Raw genomic sequence first — 17,989 nt, forward strand, 5'->3', positions numbered from 1 at the left:
TTATGGTTAATGTTATATTTGAAAAAGAAAATAATAATATAGTACTAGTTAAAATGAGTGGTCATGCTGAATCTACTGATGAGGGGTATGACATGGTTTGTTCTGCTATATCTGCTATATCAATTACTATAGCAAATGGTATAACAGAAGTATTAAAGGTGAAGCCTTTAATAGAAAAGAAGGATGGATTTTTAAGCATAGATTTAAGATCTTGCACTAAAGAAGACATACATAAATGCCAGATACTTATGGATACTATGTTATTAGGAGTAAAGAGTATAGAATTAAATTATGGTGAATATATAAAACTTACAATAGAGGAGGTGTAGTCATGTTAGTAATGAACCTTCAACTATTTGCTCATAAAAAAGGGGTAGGTAGTTCAAAAAACGGAAGAGATAGTGAAGCTAAAAGATTAGGAGTAAAATGCTCTGACGGACAATTCGTTTTAGCTGGAAATATATTAGTTAGACAAAGAGGAACAAAAATTCACCCAGGTCTAAACGTTGGAAGAGGTGGAGATGATACATTATTCGCTAAAATTGACGGTGTAGTAAAATACGAAAGACTTGGAAGAGATAAGAAAAAAGCTAGTGTATATCCAGTAGAAGTTGAAGAAGTAGTAGCTGAATAATTTAAAGCACCCTTGTAAAGGGTGCTTTTTTAGGATTCAATTAAGTAATACTTACATTTAGATAAAATTCTAATTAATTATATAGATACTTAATATTTTATAGAGTAATAAAAAGATTTTTATTGTATTAGTGGATTTTAGACATATATTAAGGCTAAAAATCATTAAAATTATATAAATATTATATAAAATAAGATTTATATACATAAAATAAGATATAATAATAACTGACTTTAAATTAAGAAAATAACATAAAATTTATGTTAATATAAATACAAAACTTTTTGATAAATAATATAATAAAAAATTATAAAACTTATATAATTAATTTTATATTTAAATTATTACAGTTTAATTTTATGGGAAGTATTATATATTAGTTATCGAAATAAAGAGGAGTGAAAAACTTTGTTTATAGATACAGCTAAAATATTTGTAAAATCAGGAAAAGGGGGAGACGGATCCATCTCTTTTAGAAGAGAAAAATATATAGCCTTTGGTGGGCCTGATGGAGGCGATGGTGGAAAAGGTGGCAATGTAGTATTAGTAGTAGATCCTAATATGACAACTCTTTTAGATTTTACATATAAAAGAAAATATAAGGCAGAGCCAGGAGAAAATGGAGCAGGTTCAAAATGCTTTGGTAGGAATGGAAAAGATTTATATATAAAAGTACCTATGGGAACTATAGTTAAAGATGTGGAAACAGAAAAGATAATGGCAGACTTATCAAAGCCACGAGACTCTTATATAGTAGCTAAAGGTGGAAGAGGTGGAAAAGGTAATTATAGATTTACCACACCTACAAGACAGGCACCAGATTTTGCAGAGCCAGGTATGCCAGAAGAAGAAAGATGGATTAAATTAGAGTTAAAACTATTAGCAGATGTAGGACTTATAGGATTCCCTAATGTAGGAAAATCTACTTTGTTATCAGTAGTATCTAAAGCTAGACCTAAGATTGCCAACTATCATTTTACTACATTAAAACCTAATTTAGGAGTAGTAAGTGTTGAAGGTGCCAATAATTTTGTAATTGCAGATATACCAGGAATAATTGAGGGTGCTTCAGAAGGAGTAGGTTTAGGATTAGATTTTTTAAGACATGTAGAAAGAACAAGGGTATTAATTCATGTAGTAGATATATCTTCTGTAGAAGGTAGAGATCCTTATGAAGATTTTTTAAAGATAAATGAAGAATTAAAAAAATATAGTGTGAAACTTTATGATAGACCACAAATAGTAGCAGCTAATAAGTCTGATATGTTATTTGATGAGGAAAAATTTCAAGAGTTTAAAACAAAACTAGAAAACTTAGGCTATAAAAATGTATTTAAGATATCTGCAGCTACAAAAAAAGGTGTAGATGATCTTATGAAGGAAGCTGTGAGGATATTAAGTACTATACCTGTTACAGACTTAGAAATCTCAGAAGAAGATAAGTTTGTAGAAGAGGAAAAGAAATTTACTTACAGTATAAGAAAAGAAGATAATACTTACATTGTAGAAGGAAGTTTCGTAGATAGACTTTTGAATGCAGTAAATGTAAATGATCCAGATGATTTAAGGTATTTCCATAAAGTACTTAAAAATAAAGGCGTAATGGAAGAATTAATGAACATGGGTATTGAAGATGGAGACATCGTAAGATTAAATGATTTTGAATTTGACTTTTTATTATAATATGCACTTTTAGGAGGAATACAATAATGATAACAACAAAGCAGAGAAGTTTTTTAAGATCTTTAGCTAATAATATGACCCCTATATTTCAAATAGGTAAAGATGGAATAAATGATAATTTATTAAAACAAATACAGGATGCATTAGAAGCTAGAGAATTAATAAAGATATCTGTTCTAAAAAATAGTTTCTATACAGCAAAAGAAGCTTCTAATGAAATATGTGAAGAATTAAAGTGTGAAGGTATCCAATGTATAGGAAGCAAAATAGTTTTATATAAAAAATCTAAAAAGAAACCTAAAATAGAATTACCACAGTAGACAAAAATAATATAAAATTTACATGAAAATTTTATTGTTATTTTGTAGTGGTAAATTAATTTTAACTACCTATGCCATATACACAGAAAATTAGGTATTAGGTAGTTAATAATTAAATAGTTTATAACAAATGGGGGAGTTTTATGATTAACAAAGCTATATTTGGAGGCACTTTTGATCCTATTCATAATGCTCACATAAATGTAGCCTATGAAGCTCTTGAAAGATTTAATCTGCAAGAGGTTATATTTATACCAGCAGGAAATCCACCACATAAGATAACCTTAAAAAAGACACCAGCGGATGTAAGATATGAAATGGTTAAATTAGCAATAGAAAAAGAAAAAAGATTTACTATAAGTGATTTTGAGATAAAATCTGGAGGGGTAAGTTACACATATAAAACTTTAAAACACTTTAGAGAGAAAGAGCCAGAAATAAATTGGTATTTTATAACTGGTGAGGATTGTTTATCGTGTTTAGAGCAGTGGAAACATGTAGATGAAATATTTGATATGTGCAATTTCGTTGTATTTAGTAGAGAGGGATTCAAAGAAAAAGAAGAAATAATAAGAAAAAAAAAAGTAGCCCTAGATAAATATGGGGAAAGAATATTATTTATGAATGCATCTATATTAGATATATCTTCTACAAAAATAAGAAATAGAATAAAGGCTGGTAAAGAGGTAAGGTTTTATATTCCAGATAAGGTTTATAAATTTATAATCAAAAATAACTTATATAAATGGTAAAATTAATATAAAATTATTACACATGAATTTAGTTTGTGTGTTTATTACTTTCTTTGGGGAGGGGCAAATATGTGGACAGAAGAACAGATAGATGCATATTTAAGACAAAATTTAAAAGAAGATAGATATAAACATGTAATAAGTGTAAAAGATACAGCTATAAAATTAGCCAAAAAGTATGGAGCTGATATATATAAGGCTAAAATAGCAGCTCTGTGCCATGACTGTGCAAAAAACATGAGCGATAACGAATTATTAAGTATAATAAAAGATCATAATATAAGCTTAGATTGGATTTCATTAAAAAATTTGCAAATAACTCATGGATTAGTGGCAACAATAATAATGAAGGAAAAAATGGAAATAGAGGATATAGATGTATTAAATGCAGTAGAGTATCATACTACAGGACGAAATAATATGAGTATATTAGAAAAAGTTATTTATTTAGCTGATATAATAGAACCATTAAGGAATTTTAAACAAGTAGAAAACTTAAGAAAGTTAGCATTAATAGATATAGATAGAGCCATGATAGAATCTCTAAATTCCACGATACAATATGTAGTTAGTAAAGGAGAACTGTTACATATCAATACAGTTATAGCGAGAAATTGCTTAGTAAATGATAAATTGTAGGTGAGATGTTATGAGTAATAATATTAAAAAGAAAAAAAAGTCTAGTAAAAGAAAAAATAAAGCTTTAAAGATTGTTATTGTTTTATTTTCTTTTATTATACTGTTTGGTGTTCTTGGATACTTTTATCTTTTAGGATTTACGAATAATTCTAAATTAGGAGAAGGTAAAATAAATACTAAGAAAGCAGAATCAGGTGAACCTGTGAATATACTTGTTGTTGGTGTAGATATCGGAAATCCTAATTCTAAATCTGCGTCGGATCCTAAAAGAACAGATACTATGCTTGTGGTAAATTATAATCCTAAAACTAAAAATATAAAAATATTGTCTGTGCCAAGAGATACCCGTGTAACTATGAATGGCAAAAAAATAAAAATAAATTCAGCTCATGCTATAAATGGAGTTAATGGGTCCATAGAAGCTATAGAAAATCTTTTGGGCATACAAATCAATAATTATGCTAAGATAGATTATGAAGGCTTTAGAAAGGTTATAGATGCTGTAGGCGGGGTAGAGATGGATATAACAAGGAATATGAACTATGATGATCCATCACAGAATTTACACATACATTTTCAAAAAGGAACTACAGTACATCTAGATGGGAAAAAAGCAGAAGAATTTTTTAGGTGGAGAAAAAATAATAATGGAACAGGGCTCGCAGATGGAGATATAGGAAGAATAGAAAATCAACATAAATTTATATCTAAGGTAGTAGATAAAGTTAAGAGTCCAAGTATAATACCTAAGATTCCTAGTATATTAAGTACAATACCAGATTATATAGAAACAGATATGTCACCAGAAGAAATGATAAAATATGGGTATGCTGTAACCAAAGGGGATAAATCTAATATTAATATGATTACTCTTAAAGGTGAATCCAAATATATAGGAAATGTGTCATATTTTATATATGATAGAGAAAAAAATAAAGATACATTAGATGCTTTTAGAGCGGGAGAAACTATACAAGATAGTGATGCTCAAATAGATAAGGGTCAAATTAAAATTCAGATATTAAATGGGACTAAGGTTAATGGTTTAGCAGCCGATTGTGAGAAAAAACTAAAAGAAATGGGATATAGTAACATTGTTACAGGAAATGGCAAAAGAAGAGATTTACAAAAGTTCAAGTAAACAAGATAGTTCTATACCTACCACGGAAATAGAGAATTATTTAAATATTCCAAATATAGAGAAAAATATACAATCAGGCGAAAATTTTGATATAATAATATTGTTAGGAAAAGATTTTGCTAATAATAGAAATTAAAGGGAGGATTATTTTATGGAAAAAGTAGTTATAAGTACAAAAAAAGCTCCAGCAGCATTAGGTGCATATTCACAAGCTATTAAGGTAGGAGATTTGTTATTTACTTCAGGACAAATTCCACTAGATCCAGCAACAGGAGAATTAATCTCTGATGATATTAAAAAAGCAACAGAAAGATCTATGGAGAATTTAAAAGCTGTATTACAAGAAGCAGGAACTTCTTTTGATAAAGTTATAAAGACAGTTATTTTCTTAAAAGATATGAAAGATTTTTCATCAGTAAATGAAGTATATGCAAAATATTTTAAAGAAAATCCACCAGCAAGATCTTGTGTAGAAGTTGGTCAATTACCAAAAGATGCATTAGTAGAAATAGAACTAGTAGCTATGATATAGCATACATAAAATCATAGGTTAAAATTATTAACCTAGACTGTTGATAAATATATTTTATCAACAGTTTTTTAATTTTACACAAACATTTTCAAAATAATATAGGAATGACTATATATAAATAATATATAATTCCGAATATTGTAAAAAAATATTGAATTGCTTTTAAAATTATGATATATTTCAAATTATTTAAAAACTAATATACAAAAGAACGTATATTGAATGGGGGCGTGTTTATGATTAAAATTATGGTTGGTGGTCAGCTGGATAAGGCAAAAGTTTTAGATGAAATTAAAAAATATCCATGTGAAGGAATTTCAGCAGAAATCAAGTCTGATTTTGAAGCTGCAATAGCTGTAAAAAATGGTGAGTTTGCCGGTGTGGATGCACCAGAATCAGGAGTATATAAGCATGGATATGAAGTAGTACACTTGGGATACTGAATAGATCCTAATGTACAACTACCAACCATTATGGACAAAGCTGGTATGATCATTTCTTTATCTGGAAAGTTTGCAGATATTATTCAAACATCAACTAATCGTGTTTTTTCAGGAGTTGACACAGAAAAACTATTTCAGCATTTTCAAAGGGAAATAGAACAAGTTAAAGAGGGGTTATTGTGCTTAAATATACAAGAAACAGATTTAGCAGGACATTCTGAAGATATTATGCGATATGCTGATGTATTGGAAATATCAGATAGATGTATAAAATAGATATTGCTAATGCTAACAAGGGATGATATTATGATTATAATGGCTGATCATGGTAATGATCCAACAATTGGTCATAGCAATCATACCCGAGAAAAAGTTCCTCTTTTAATTTATAAGAAGGATTTAAAAAATGTTTATATTGGAGAACGTTATACCATGGCAGATGTAGCTGAAACAGTAGCAGAATATTTTAATGTCAGTAAACCCCAGTATGGAACGTCATTTTTAAGTAAATTATATAGTTGATATATTCATGTAATTAATATAGTTAGTATACCATGTATGATTGTTAAAGGAAAAATTGTGTTTAAAGTTAATTTTTCTAGGAGGTGTTTAACATAAGAATAGTTTTAGTGAATAATTATGAGGAAATGAGTAAAAAAGCAGCTGATATGGTAGCAAGTCAAGTTATATTAAAACCAGATAGTGTACTAGGATTGGCAACTGGTAGTACGCCTTTAGGTATGTATAAAGAATTAGTAAATAAACATGAAAATGAAGGATTAGATTTTTCAAACATTAAAACTTTTAACTTAGATGAATATTATGGATTAACAAAAGATAATTCTCAAAGCTATTATTACTATATGATGAATAATTTATTTAATCATATAAATATAGATTTAAAAAATACAAATATACCAAATGGAACTACTAATGATATAGAAAAAGAATGTGAAGAATACGATAAAAGAATAAAAATGGCTGGTGGTATAGATATACAAGTATTAGGAATAGGATCAAATGGTCATATAGGATTTAATGAGCCAGATATAAAGTTTGAAGCTGAAACTCATCTAGTTAATTTAGATGAAGAAACCATAGAAGCTAATTCAAGATTTTTTGATTCTAAAGAAGAAGTTCCAACAAAGGCTATAAGTATGGGGATAAAAACTATAATGCAATCTAAAAGGATTGTTCTTCTAGCTAATGGCAAAGGAAAGGAAGAAGCTTTATATAGAGCTATAAAAGGGAAAATAGATCCTACTACTCCAGCATCTATACTGCAACTTCATAATAATGTTACTTTAATTGTAGATAAAGAGGCAGCAGCCAAAATTAAATAATCATAAAATTTTATAGAAAACACGTATGTCTAAATTATTTAAGTCATACGTGTTTTGTTATTATTAAGATAATTTACATAGAATAAGTTTTCAATATGGGTAATAAATAAAAAGGATATTCTTAATCACATACAAATTTATTTCATTTTGATATATAATACTATAGTAAAATGTATTATAAAAGTTAAAGGAGTAGGATTAATGAGTAATAAATTAATCTTTGAAGTTAAAGATATAAATCATGATATTGATATAAAAGATTATTTAAGGGAAAGAGAGAATTTATCAGGGAGATTTGTTAGAAAAGCACTTAGAGAGGGAAGAATATTTGTAAATGGAGAGAAAGTAATAAGAAAACGTAAACTAGAGAAAGCTAATTTAATAGAAATATATATGTCACAAGAGGAGCATCAAAATATACAGCCAGAATCTATGGATATAGAAATAATATATGAAGATAGTGATATTATAGTGATAAATAAGACACCAGGAATAGTAGTACATCCCACTAAGAGCTATCCTACAGGTACTCTATCTAATGGAATATTATATCACTTTCATACAACAGGAGATAGATCTATAGTAAGATTGGTAAATAGGCTAGACAGAGATACATCTGGACTAATAATAGTAGCTAAAAATCAATTTGCACATATGAGATTAGCAGAGGATATGACAAAAGCTAGTTTTAAAAAAATATATGTGGCAGTAGTACATGGAACATTAAAGGAAAAAGAGGGAATAATTAATTTGCCTATATATAGAGAAGAAGGAACTGGATCTATTAAAAGAGTAGTAGATGATAGGGGGCAAGAAAGTATAACAAGATATAAAGTATTACAAGAGTCATCTAAGGGTAGTATAGTTAAGTTACAGTTAGAAACAGGGAGAACTCATCAAATTAGAGTACATATGTCTCATTTAGGCCATCCTCTTTATGCAGATTCTTTATATGGAAATAGAGATGAAGAAAAGGAATATATAGAAAGGCAAGCTCTACATGCTTATAGACTAGAATTTCCACACCCTAGAACAAGAGAAATTTTAAAATTGCAGTGTGATTTGCCACAAGATATAAAAGAGCTAATAGAAAAAATAAAATAGATATATTAAATTAAAATAAAGATTGGGTTTAAAAAATAAAGGCTATTAATTAAAATGTCCATATAAAATAGATTCTTTAATCTTTCTATTTTATATGGACATTTAGCTTAATTTGTAAGATATAGTGTTTATATTATAAAATATACATTTATTATAGAGAGTGTTTACCTTTTTTTGAATTTAAAAATTTTTTCGTGGTTTTGAATATTACAAATAATATACATATAGCTCCCATACACATGAAAATTATAGTTCTTGTATTTAAACGATTAGTATAAATATTATTAGTAAAGAAATTGTTTGATTTATGATCCACACCACTTTTTAAAGTCAGGCTTCCTATACTATTAGATCCTCTGCTTAAATTAGCACTTAGAACCACATCACCTTTTTTAAATTTAAGATTTTTAAGATCTGTATTTTCTAATTTTAAAGCAGGATTTATGTTATCATTTTTTTGCTTTAAATCATAAAAATCTTTTGATGCATATAGTGGCACTTTCAAATTACCGTTTGTATAAGTTGTTACATAAGAATCCTTTGGGTATAAAAGATTCAATGTGTAATTATTAAATCCATAATCAAATAGTTTTACGGCATCTTCAAAAAAGTGTTTTTCTTTATCATGAATCAGAGCTACTATAAGTCTTTGATTGTTTCTATTAACACTGGCTACATAAGAATGATCTGATTGAATAGTATATCCGGTTTTACCACCTTCACAATTCTTATAATAAAAATCTGAATATTTTTGTATAAGTTTATTTTCATTCCACAAAGGTCTTTTTTCTTTTGACTTATTTGTAGATGGTATATTGTAAGACAGTGTTGTTGCTATTTTGCTGTATTCAGGTTGTTTAACTAATTGATTCATAATAAGGGCTAAATCTCTAGCAGAAGTTCTATGTTTAGGATCATATAATCCACTAGGATTTACAAAGTTTGTATTAGTGCAACCTAATTCTTTAGCACGTTTATTCATTTCTTTTGCAAAATTATCTACAGATCCGCTTAAGTATTCAGCTAGTGCTTCAGCACAATCATTAGCTGAAGCCAATAAAAGTCCATATAATAAATCTCTTACTTTAATTTTTTCTCCTTCAAATATATATATTTTGCTTCCATCAATCAAAGGAGGTTTTTTACCTATAGTGACTATATCATCCAAATTTCCTCTTTCTAAAGTTAAAAGAGCAGTCATTGTTTTTGTAGTAGAAGCTGGAGGATATGATTTGTCTGGATTCTTAGAGTGAATTATTTTACCTGTTTTTGAATCCATTAAAACAACACCGTCAGCAGCTACGTTAAAATTAGGAACAGAATCTTTTGCTAAAACTATATTAGAAGAAAATATTGATAATAATAAAACTAAACATAATATTTTATAAAAATTTGGTTTCATTATATTAAGTAAACCTCCCATTTCTACATAATAACAAATTTTATTATATCAAAAAAACCATTAATATGCGAATTAAAATTATATATGTGTCAATAATTAGAATAATTAAGGAATTAAGTTATATTTAGATATATTATATTAGTTAACAATTTGAAATGTAAATAATCATATTGTGGAGTGATAATCATATGAAAGATAAGAAAAAAATAATAGGATCTATAATAATAGTTTTTATTTTAGGAGTTTTTGTTGTTATAGGATATGTATTATCAAAACCAGAAAAAGCTAGTGTAAATGAAGAAGAAATATTTGTACAAGACGTTAAAACCCCATCAAAAGAAGAGTCTAAATCTAATAAAGAAATAACTGTTTATGTAAATGGAGAAGTAAAAAAACCAGGAGTGTATAAACTTGACGAAAGCAGTAGAGTGGAAGATCTTATAAAGATTTCTGGAGGATATACTAATAATGCAGATACTTATAAATTAAATTTAGCTAAAAAACTTAAAGATGAAGATTATATTTATATAGAAAAAAAGGGTGAAAATAATATAAAGGGAAACAAAACAGAAGCTCAAAATAATTCTGAGGCTAGCTCAGACGGAAAAATAGATCTAAATCATGCATCTAAGGAAGAATTAAAAACTATACCAGGTATAGGCGATGTAACTGCACAAAAAATATTAGACTATAGAGAAAAAGAAGGGACCTTTAAAAGTTTTGAAGATCTAAAATCTATAGGAAGAATTGGGGATAAAACTATAGAAAAAATAAAAGAAAAGGCAGATATAAGGTAAAGCTTTTCATGTTTCTTTTAAATATTTAAAAAATAATATATAATTATTATTGAATAATTTATTATTTTAATGTAGTTGGGTTTTTATAAAAGAGAGGTGCTTAAAATGTCAAATAATATAAATATCAAAGAGGGAGAAGCTTGCGCTGTAAGAAATAAAGAAGTAAGACTTACAGAACTTTCAAGAACATCAGGATGAGCGGCTAAGATAGCACCGGGAGTGCTCTCAAAAATACTTTCAAAATTACCTAAAATGGAAAGTGAAAATTTAATAGTGGGAATAGAGACTGCAGATGATGCAGCAGTGTATAAGATAAATGATGATACAGCTATAATACAAACATTAGACTTTTTTACACCTATAGTAGATGATCCGTACACATTTGGTCAAATAGCTGCAGCTAACTCCTTAAGTGATGTATATGCCATGGGCGGTAAACCTGTTGTGGCATTAAACATAGTCTGTTTCCCATCTTGCTTGCCTATAGAAGTATTAGGAGAAATACTTAAAGGGGGAGCCGATAAGGTTATAGAATCAGGGGCTGTGGTAATAGGTGGACATACTGTTGACGATAATGAACCTAAATATGGTTTGTCAGTAACAGGTACTGTACATCCAGATAAAGTTTTGAAAAATTATGGATGCAAAGAAGGCGAAGTATTGATTACTACAAAGCCTTTAGGCATAGGGATTATAAATACTGCAATAAAAGGAGATATGGCATCTAAAGAAGCAAAAGATGCAGCAGTAAAATCTATGAGTACCTTAAATAAATATGCAGGAGAAATAATAGCTAAATATAATGTGAGTGCTTGTACAGATATTACTGGATTTGGTTTCTTGGGGCATGCATATGAAATGGCTAGTGCATCAAACGTTAGCTTAAAATTTGATCATAAAAAAATATCTTATATAAAGGAAGCTGAAGAGTATGCTGAATTTGGATTAGTACCAGCAGGAGCTTATGCTAATAAAGACCATATTGAAGGTAATGTTGAGTTTAAAAATGTTCCTGTATTTATGCAGGATATATTATTTGATCCTCAAACTTCAGGTGGATTATTAGTTTCTTGTTCAAAAGAAGAGGCAGAGAAAATTATGCTAGAGTTAAATGAATTAGATTTAAAATCTTCTATTGTAGGAGAAGTTATAAGTAAAAAAGATAAATATATAATAGTTGAATAAATGTATATCATATTTATAACAATAAGAGTTGAATACATAACATAGTTGAGAAATGGAGAATGGGGTATGGATAAAAAACATTTACTACGAAATTTACCAAAAATAGATGAGTTATTAAAAGAAGATATTATTAATAAGTATTTAGAAAGAAATTCTAGAACTTTAGTAGTAGATAGCTTAAGACAATCTATAGATTATTATAGAAATGAAATTTTAAAAGATAATATAGAAAGCTTTACAAAAGAAGATGTTCTAAATTGTTTTGTAGACAATTTAGAAGAAAATAAAAATACTAAATTTAAAAAAGTTATTAATGCTACAGGAGTAGTAATACATACCAATTTAGGAAGATCATTGTTGGCCAAAGAAGCTATAGATAATGTTGTAAAAGTAGCAGAAAACTATAGTAATTTAGAATATGAATTGAAAACAGGAAAAAGAGGATCACGATATAGTCATGTAGAAGAATTAATTAAGAAAGTTACAGGTGCTGAGGCTGCTATGGTTGTTAACAATAATGCGGCAGCGGTAATGTTAGCATTAAATACACTTTGTGAGGAAAAAGAAGCCATAGTATCAAGAGGACAATTAGTAGAAATAGGAGGTTCTTTTAGAGTCCCAGATGTAATGAAATTTAGTAGAGCTCATTTAGTAGAAGTAGGTACTACAAATAGAACACATCTATATGATTATGAAAATAATATAAATGAAAATACTGGTGTTTTACTTAAAGTTCATACTTCTAATTTTAAGATACTAGGATTTACAGAAGAAGTATCATCAGAGGAAATGGTACAATTAGGTGGAAAATATAAATTACCTGTAATGGAGGATATAGGAAGTGGTACTTTAGTTGATTTTTCTAAGTATGATTTTACTTATGAGCCAACAGTTCAGAGCAGTATTGATAAAGGTGTAGATGTGGTAACCTTTAGCGGAGATAAAATGTTAGGAGGACCTCAAGCTGGTATAATAGTAGGTAAAAAGAAGTACATAGATAAAATGAAGAAGAACCAATTAACTAGGGCATTAAGAATAGATAAAATGACTTTAGCAGCTTTAGAGGGAACTTTAAAATATTATATAGATGAAAAGGAAGCTATAGAAAATATTCCAACATTAAATATGATTTTGAGCTCTAAAGAAATTCATAAGAAAAGAGCCAAAAGATTAAAAAGAAGACTTGAAAATAATGTTCAAGATTTTAATTTCAAAGTATCAGAAGATTGTTCAATGGTAGGTGGCGGTTCAATGCCAGGAGAGAAAATACCTACTTATGTAATAAAAGTAACTAGCCATAAAATAACTGCAGAAAAGATAGAAGAAAAATTAAGATTGAGTAAAAATCCTATAATAGTTAGGGTAAGCAAAGATGAGGTGATTTTAGACATAAGAACCTTGTTTGAAAGAGATTTTAATATAATAACAGAAGAATTTAAAAAACTATTAAAATAATTGAAAATGGTGATGTGTATGAAGAATATAATAATAGGAACAGCTGGACATATAGATCATGGGAAAACTACTTTAATAAAAGCATTAACAGGAAGGGAAACTGATACTCTTAGAGAAGAAAAAGATAGAGGTATATCTATAAATTTGGGATTTGCATTTTTCGATCTACCTTCAGGTAAAAGAGCAGGAATTGTAGACGTACCAGGGCATGAAAAATTTATTAAGAATATGCTAGCAGGAGTTAGTGGTATAGATGTGGTTCTTATGGTCATTGCAGCAGATGAAGGAATTATGCCACAAACTAAAGAACATTTAGAAATATTACAACTACTTAATGTTAATAAAGGAATAATCGTTTTAACTAAAACAGACATGGTAGATCCAGAATGGGTAGATATGGTTAAAGAAGATGTAAGAGAAGAATTAAAAGATACTTTCTTAAAAAATGCATATATATATGCTGTATCTTCAAAAACTAAAGAAGGAATAGATAAATTAATAAAAGCAATAGATGATATAACAGAACATATAGAAACAAAAGATGTACAGGGACATTTTAGATTACCCATAGATAGAGCATTTTCTATAATAGGATTTGGAACTGTAGTAACGGGAACAGTAATTAGTGGTTCCATAAAAGAAGGACAAACTGTTCAAATTTATCCTTCAAAAATTGTTACAAAAGTTAGAGGAATTCAAGTTCATGAAAAACCAACTAAAGTAGCAGAAGCAGGACAGAGATGTGCAATAAATTTATCTAATATTAAAAAGAAAGAAGTAGATAGAGGAGATGTAGTATCTATAGAGAATCTTATGGAGCCATCTATGATGATAGATTGTAAGCTATATTATTTAAAAAGTGCATCAAAACCGCTGGAGAATAGACAAAGAGTTAGATTATACCATGGAACTAGTGAAATAATATGTAGAGTTGTTATATTAGATAAAGAATGCTTAAATCCAGGAGAAGAAGGTTATGTTCAATTAAGACTGGAAAAACCTATAACATGTCAAAGAAAGGATAGATATGTTATAAGATCCTACTCACCTATGGTAACTATAGCGGGAGGAGCTATAATAGAGCCATTACCTAAAAAATCTAAAAGATTTAATGAAAAATATATAGAGGAATTAAAATTAAAAGAAAGTGGAGATACATCTAATATAATAGAAAAAGTTATAGAAAAATTAAGCACTAAATTCCCAAATCAAGATGAAATATTAAAAGCATTAGGAAAAAATGAAGAAAATATATCAGATGAAATAAAAGAATTAATAAATTCACAAAAGATAGTATCTTTTAGTAATGGAGACAAAACAGTATACACTCATATAAGTTATATAGATAAAAAAGTAAAAGAGATGACAAATATATTAAAAGAATTCCATAAGAATAATCCTTTAAAGTGGGGAGTTTCTAAGGAAGAATTAAGAATAAGAGCTTTAGGTAAGGAAATAAAGCAAAAGACTTATGATAAACTTTTAGAACTTTTAGAAAGCAAAGAATTAATAAAACTTCATGGGAAGTATATTTCAGATTACAATTTTAAAGTTGATTACACAAGCGATCAAAAACTTATTTATAATAGAATAATAGATAGTTATGAAAAAGGCAAATATATGCCACCTAAATTTGAAGAACTTATTTCTAAAGAACAAGATGAGACTGAATTTAGAAGGGTTTATGAGGCCATATTGGAAGAAGGAACTTTATTTAAAGTAAATGAAGATTGTATAATTTTAACATCAGATTATAATGAAGCAAAAGAAAAAGTAAAGAAATATATAGAGAATAATAGCAAAATAACAGTAGCTGAATTTAGAGATATGATGGATACTAGTAGAAAGTATTCTTTGGCTATACTAGAACATTTTGATGGAATAAAATTCACTAAGAGAAACGGTGATGAAAGAGTGTTATACTAATAATTTACCAGCTAAGAAATTTTAAAGATTAAAAATTAAAACAAGAAATACTTTTAGTAAATAGGTATGTAAATAAATAAACTGTTTTAATTATTTATGTATCTATATCGTCTAAAAGAATTTCTTGTTTTAGTATATATTTTTAAAAGATTAGATCAGGATTTTTACATAATGTATCTGTTTTTATAATTACATATGCTTTTTAGTATAAGGGTGGTAAAATTACTTTAAGTGGTGAATTTTCTTATATTTATAGAAAAGATTACATTATTTTTATATATTATTTGATGATAACAAAAAAATATTTAAAATAATTTATAATAAGTAGAAGAATGGGGAATTTTAATTATATGTGTTGACTTTGGTAAAAAGTTTATATATAATAGAAATCGGTCTTTATAACATGGGAGTAGATAGGTGCTGGTGTGCCTGCCGGTCTTCAAAACCGAGTTGTCGTGCTAAGACCACGATGGGTGGGTTCGATTCCCACATATTCCCGCCAAATTTTAAAATAAACCTCTAAGTAAGTAATATCAGTGGGTATACAGCTTAGAGGTTTTACTGTTTCCTTAAAAATAACTTAAAAGTTGTGTAGTAGTTGTGCAGTAGAAATTTAAAATAATTTATTTAGCTTATCAATAGCCTTATTTTTTTTCCTCTGGCATAACATGAGTATATATATTCATAGTGGTTTTAATATCACTATGGCCCATTAATGTTTGAACTGTTTTTATAGGCACTCCAAGTTCAAATAATCTAGTGGCATATGTATGCCTTAAAGTATGAAATTTTTTATATGGTATTTTAGCATCTTTTAATATTTTGGTATATCGTTTAACTAAGTATCTAGTATCTAAATAATGACCAATTGGTCTTATGTCAATATCTTGGACACAAAAAGTCAAACTTTTTTTATGCTACACTTCTAGCTAATAATTCACATTGATCTGTGGTCATGCAATTAATAGAAGAGTGTAGCCTTTTTCTGTTATACCATCCTTCAATATATTTAAAAATAGCTCTATTAGCTTCTTGGAAGGTACGATATGCATTTCTGTATATTTCTTCTTTTTTTATAGATGAATGGAAAGATTCTATACAAGCATTGTCATAGGGACAACCTTTTTTACTAAATGATTCTGTAATATTAAACTTTTTACATAGCTCCTTTAAATCATTACTAGTGTATTGAGATCCTAAATCGCTATGGAATATTAGTTGCTTATTTTTATGAGGAGATTGGCTGAAATAAGCATTTTTCAAGGCTTTAACAACTAAATCATTAGTCATTCTTTTACCGAAAGCGTAGCCAATTATTTTTTTAGAATGTAAGTCAAGAACTGAAGCTAAATAGCACCAAAAAAAGATAGCTCCACTTAAGGAACTACCTTTTTGTTTGGAAAGTATAAATTATAGTATCAATGATTGTATTTTAATTATGTTCAACTTAAAAATTATTTATTCAAGTATTTTAAGAGAAATATTTTTATTCTTGCAGAATGCTAACAGTATTAATATCATCTTACAATTTTCTTAGCCAATAAGGGAAGGGACTCAAAACGAGCCCCATTCACATGGAATTTGCTATGATATATATTATGCATAGCAGTGTAGTGTTTTGGGTTATTTTTATTATACCCAAAAATAAAAATTTTAACTATATAAAATTATTATTTAAGAAGGAATGTTATTTATAATTATCTATTAACATAAGTTAAATATAAAATTAAATACAGAAAAAGGAATTTATTTAGAAGAATAGAATACTAAATATAAGCACCTTTCTAAACATTTTAAAAGTCCCTTTTCAAATATAGAAAAGAAGTCCTATATTTATTTTAAGGACTTCTTTTTATGTGTAATTTTTAATTGTGTGCCTAAATCTATTTTTTATTATATCCAATATTGAACATAAGAATTAATAATATTATTATAGTATATTTTAGGAAAAAAGAGTCCTATTCAATAGAACTCTTCTTTTTTGGAAAATATAAATGTTTAGTTTATAGTAACTAATGATATATTAATTATGTCACATTTAAGAATTGTTTATTCAAGTATTGGAGAATTTATAGAAGTCTAAAAGTATAAATATTATTGTATCAACTTACTTATTAGGGGAAGGAGCTCGTTGGTGTGAGCCCCTCTACATGGAATTTTCTATACATACCAATGTATAAATTAAATCATCTTTATTATAACCAACTATGATGATTTTAATTATATAACTTTAGTTATGCAAAATAAAAATCTAAATTGGTAAAACTACCAAAAAATAAATATGGCATACTTTCTCTCACCGTGTTATATAAAAGTTACCCTAAAAATACACACACGGGAGGTAAGAAGTATGCCAAGTACTAATATTGTATCCATTAATAATGAACTTTACAATTACTTAAATGATGTAAATTATGGAATGTCTAAGCCTCAATTTAATCATTTAACCAATATTGCCAATGGATTAATTAATTTACCTGGCACTAAAACTTTATCTGAAATTGCTAAAAATGTGTTGTCATCAAAAGATAAAAGTTGTATTTATAGATTTTTAAGCCATTCTAAATAGGACGATAGTCTTCTGAACAACAATAGAATTAGCTATTTAAACTTTTTCCTTGAGCATAATATTA

17 protein-coding genes, 1 tRNA gene and 3 pseudogenes are annotated in these 17,989 nt (G+C 27.8%); 18 read left to right on the top strand and 3 right to left on the bottom strand.

All coding sequences use genetic code 11. From position 1 onward, the window contains the following. Positions 1-2 precede the first annotated feature (2 nt). The 12 genes and pseudogenes from NGI68_RS12595 (at position 3) to NGI68_RS12655 (ending at position 8,591) form a co-directional block, all read left to right on the top strand. A complete protein-coding gene (locus tag NGI68_RS12595) occupies positions 3-329 on the top strand; it encodes a ribosomal-processing cysteine protease Prp (RefSeq protein ID WP_251861825.1) in 327 nt (108 codons plus the stop codon). Positions 330-331: 2 nt separating this feature from the next. Further along, entirely contained in the window at positions 332-634 is a 303-nt protein-coding gene (gene rpmA, locus NGI68_RS12600; protein WP_003357774.1) for a 50S ribosomal protein L27, read from the top strand. A gap of 408 nt (positions 635-1,042) precedes the next feature. Continuing rightward, a complete protein-coding gene (obgE, locus tag NGI68_RS12605) occupies positions 1,043-2,317 on the top strand; it encodes a GTPase ObgE (protein WP_251861826.1) in 1,275 nt (424 codons plus the stop codon). 26 nt (positions 2,318-2,343) lie between these two features. Further along, entirely contained in the window at positions 2,344-2,637 is a 294-nt protein-coding gene (gene yhbY / locus NGI68_RS12610; protein ID WP_251861827.1) for a ribosome assembly RNA-binding protein YhbY, read from the top strand. 143 nt (positions 2,638-2,780) lie between these two features. Beyond that, entirely contained in the window at positions 2,781-3,389 is a 609-nt protein-coding gene (gene nadD, locus NGI68_RS12615) for a nicotinate-nucleotide adenylyltransferase (protein ID WP_251861828.1), read from the top strand. Between the two features lie 69 nt (positions 3,390-3,458). Beyond that, positions 3,459-4,028 carry a bis(5'-nucleosyl)-tetraphosphatase (symmetrical) YqeK gene (gene yqeK, locus NGI68_RS12620; RefSeq protein WP_251861829.1) on the top strand — a complete coding sequence of 190 codons (570 nt, stop codon included), beginning with the start codon at positions 3,459-3,461 and terminating at the stop codon, positions 4,026-4,028. A gap of 10 nt (positions 4,029-4,038) precedes the next feature. Continuing rightward, positions 4,039-5,305: pseudogene (locus NGI68_RS12625) on the top strand (LCP family protein). Positions 5,306-5,320: 15 nt separating this feature from the next. After that, complete coding sequence (locus NGI68_RS12635; protein WP_251861832.1) at positions 5,321-5,701, top strand: RidA family protein; 381 nt, start codon at positions 5,321-5,323, stop codon at positions 5,699-5,701. Between the two features lie 236 nt (positions 5,702-5,937). Further along, positions 5,938-6,144: a DUF2620 family protein gene (locus tag NGI68_RS12640; protein WP_251861929.1), complete on the top strand. Its 207-nt coding sequence runs from the start codon at positions 5,938-5,940 to the stop codon at positions 6,142-6,144. Between the two features lie 45 nt (positions 6,145-6,189). Continuing rightward, positions 6,190-6,666, top strand: a pseudogene (locus NGI68_RS12645) (alkaline phosphatase family protein). Positions 6,667-6,758: 92 nt separating this feature from the next. Then, positions 6,759-7,487, top strand: a complete 729-nt coding sequence (gene nagB, locus NGI68_RS12650; RefSeq protein WP_251861930.1) for a glucosamine-6-phosphate deaminase — start codon at positions 6,759-6,761, stop codon at positions 7,485-7,487. Positions 7,488-7,688: 201 nt separating this feature from the next. Continuing rightward, complete coding sequence (locus NGI68_RS12655) at positions 7,689-8,591, top strand: RluA family pseudouridine synthase (protein WP_251861833.1); 903 nt, start codon at positions 7,689-7,691, stop codon at positions 8,589-8,591. Positions 8,592-8,742: 151 nt separating this feature from the next. On the opposite strand, the gene NGI68_RS12660 is transcribed toward NGI68_RS12655, so the two are convergent. Beyond that, positions 8,743-9,993 carry a D-alanyl-D-alanine carboxypeptidase family protein gene (locus tag NGI68_RS12660; protein WP_251861834.1) on the bottom strand — a complete coding sequence of 417 codons (1,251 nt, stop codon included), beginning with the start codon at positions 9,991-9,993 and terminating at the stop codon, positions 8,743-8,745. A 188-nt stretch (positions 9,994-10,181) separates the two neighbouring features. Here NGI68_RS12660 and NGI68_RS12665 point away from each other — a divergent pair, with 188 nt between their 5' ends. The 5 genes from NGI68_RS12665 to NGI68_RS12685 all read left to right on the top strand — a co-directional run bounded on the left by NGI68_RS12665 (position 10,182) and on the right by NGI68_RS12685 (position 15,858). After that, positions 10,182-10,790 (top strand): helix-hairpin-helix domain-containing protein, encoded by a 609-nt coding sequence (locus NGI68_RS12665; protein WP_251861835.1) that lies wholly within the window; start codon positions 10,182-10,184, stop codon positions 10,788-10,790. Between the two features lie 105 nt (positions 10,791-10,895). Next, the gene (selD, locus tag NGI68_RS12670) at positions 10,896-11,975 is read left to right on the top strand and encodes a selenide, water dikinase SelD (RefSeq protein ID WP_251861836.1); all 1,080 of its coding nucleotides are present in this window, start codon (positions 10,896-10,898) and stop codon (positions 11,973-11,975) included. A gap of 66 nt (positions 11,976-12,041) precedes the next feature. Beyond that, a complete protein-coding gene (selA, locus tag NGI68_RS12675; RefSeq protein ID WP_251861837.1) occupies positions 12,042-13,430 on the top strand; it encodes an L-seryl-tRNA(Sec) selenium transferase in 1,389 nt (462 codons plus the stop codon). An 18-nt stretch (positions 13,431-13,448) separates the two neighbouring features. Next, on the top strand, positions 13,449-15,356 hold the full coding sequence (gene selB, locus NGI68_RS12680; protein WP_251861838.1) for a selenocysteine-specific translation elongation factor: 1,908 nt from the start codon (positions 13,449-13,451) through the stop codon (positions 15,354-15,356). A gap of 405 nt (positions 15,357-15,761) precedes the next feature. Next, positions 15,762-15,858 (top strand) — tRNA-Sec (locus NGI68_RS12685). 111 nt (positions 15,859-15,969) lie between these two features. On the opposite strand, the pseudogene NGI68_RS12690 reads toward NGI68_RS12685, so the two are convergent. Then, positions 15,970-16,174, bottom strand: a pseudogene (locus NGI68_RS12690) (tyrosine-type recombinase/integrase); the annotation flags it as partial. 94 nt (positions 16,175-16,268) lie between these two features. After that, positions 16,269-16,763, bottom strand: a complete 495-nt coding sequence (locus tag NGI68_RS12695; RefSeq protein WP_286010119.1) for an IS3 family transposase — start codon at positions 16,761-16,763, stop codon at positions 16,269-16,271. Between the two features lie 943 nt (positions 16,764-17,706). Between NGI68_RS12695 and NGI68_RS12700 the strand changes: the two genes are divergently transcribed. Beyond that, complete coding sequence (locus tag NGI68_RS12700) at positions 17,707-17,925, top strand: hypothetical protein (RefSeq protein ID WP_251861840.1); 219 nt, start codon at positions 17,707-17,709, stop codon at positions 17,923-17,925. The last annotated feature ends 64 nt before the right edge of the window (positions 17,926-17,989 follow it).

The organism is Clostridium sp. Marseille-Q2269 (assembly GCF_943736985.1).
Lineage (GTDB): Bacteria > Bacillota > Clostridia > Clostridiales > Clostridiaceae > Clostridium_F.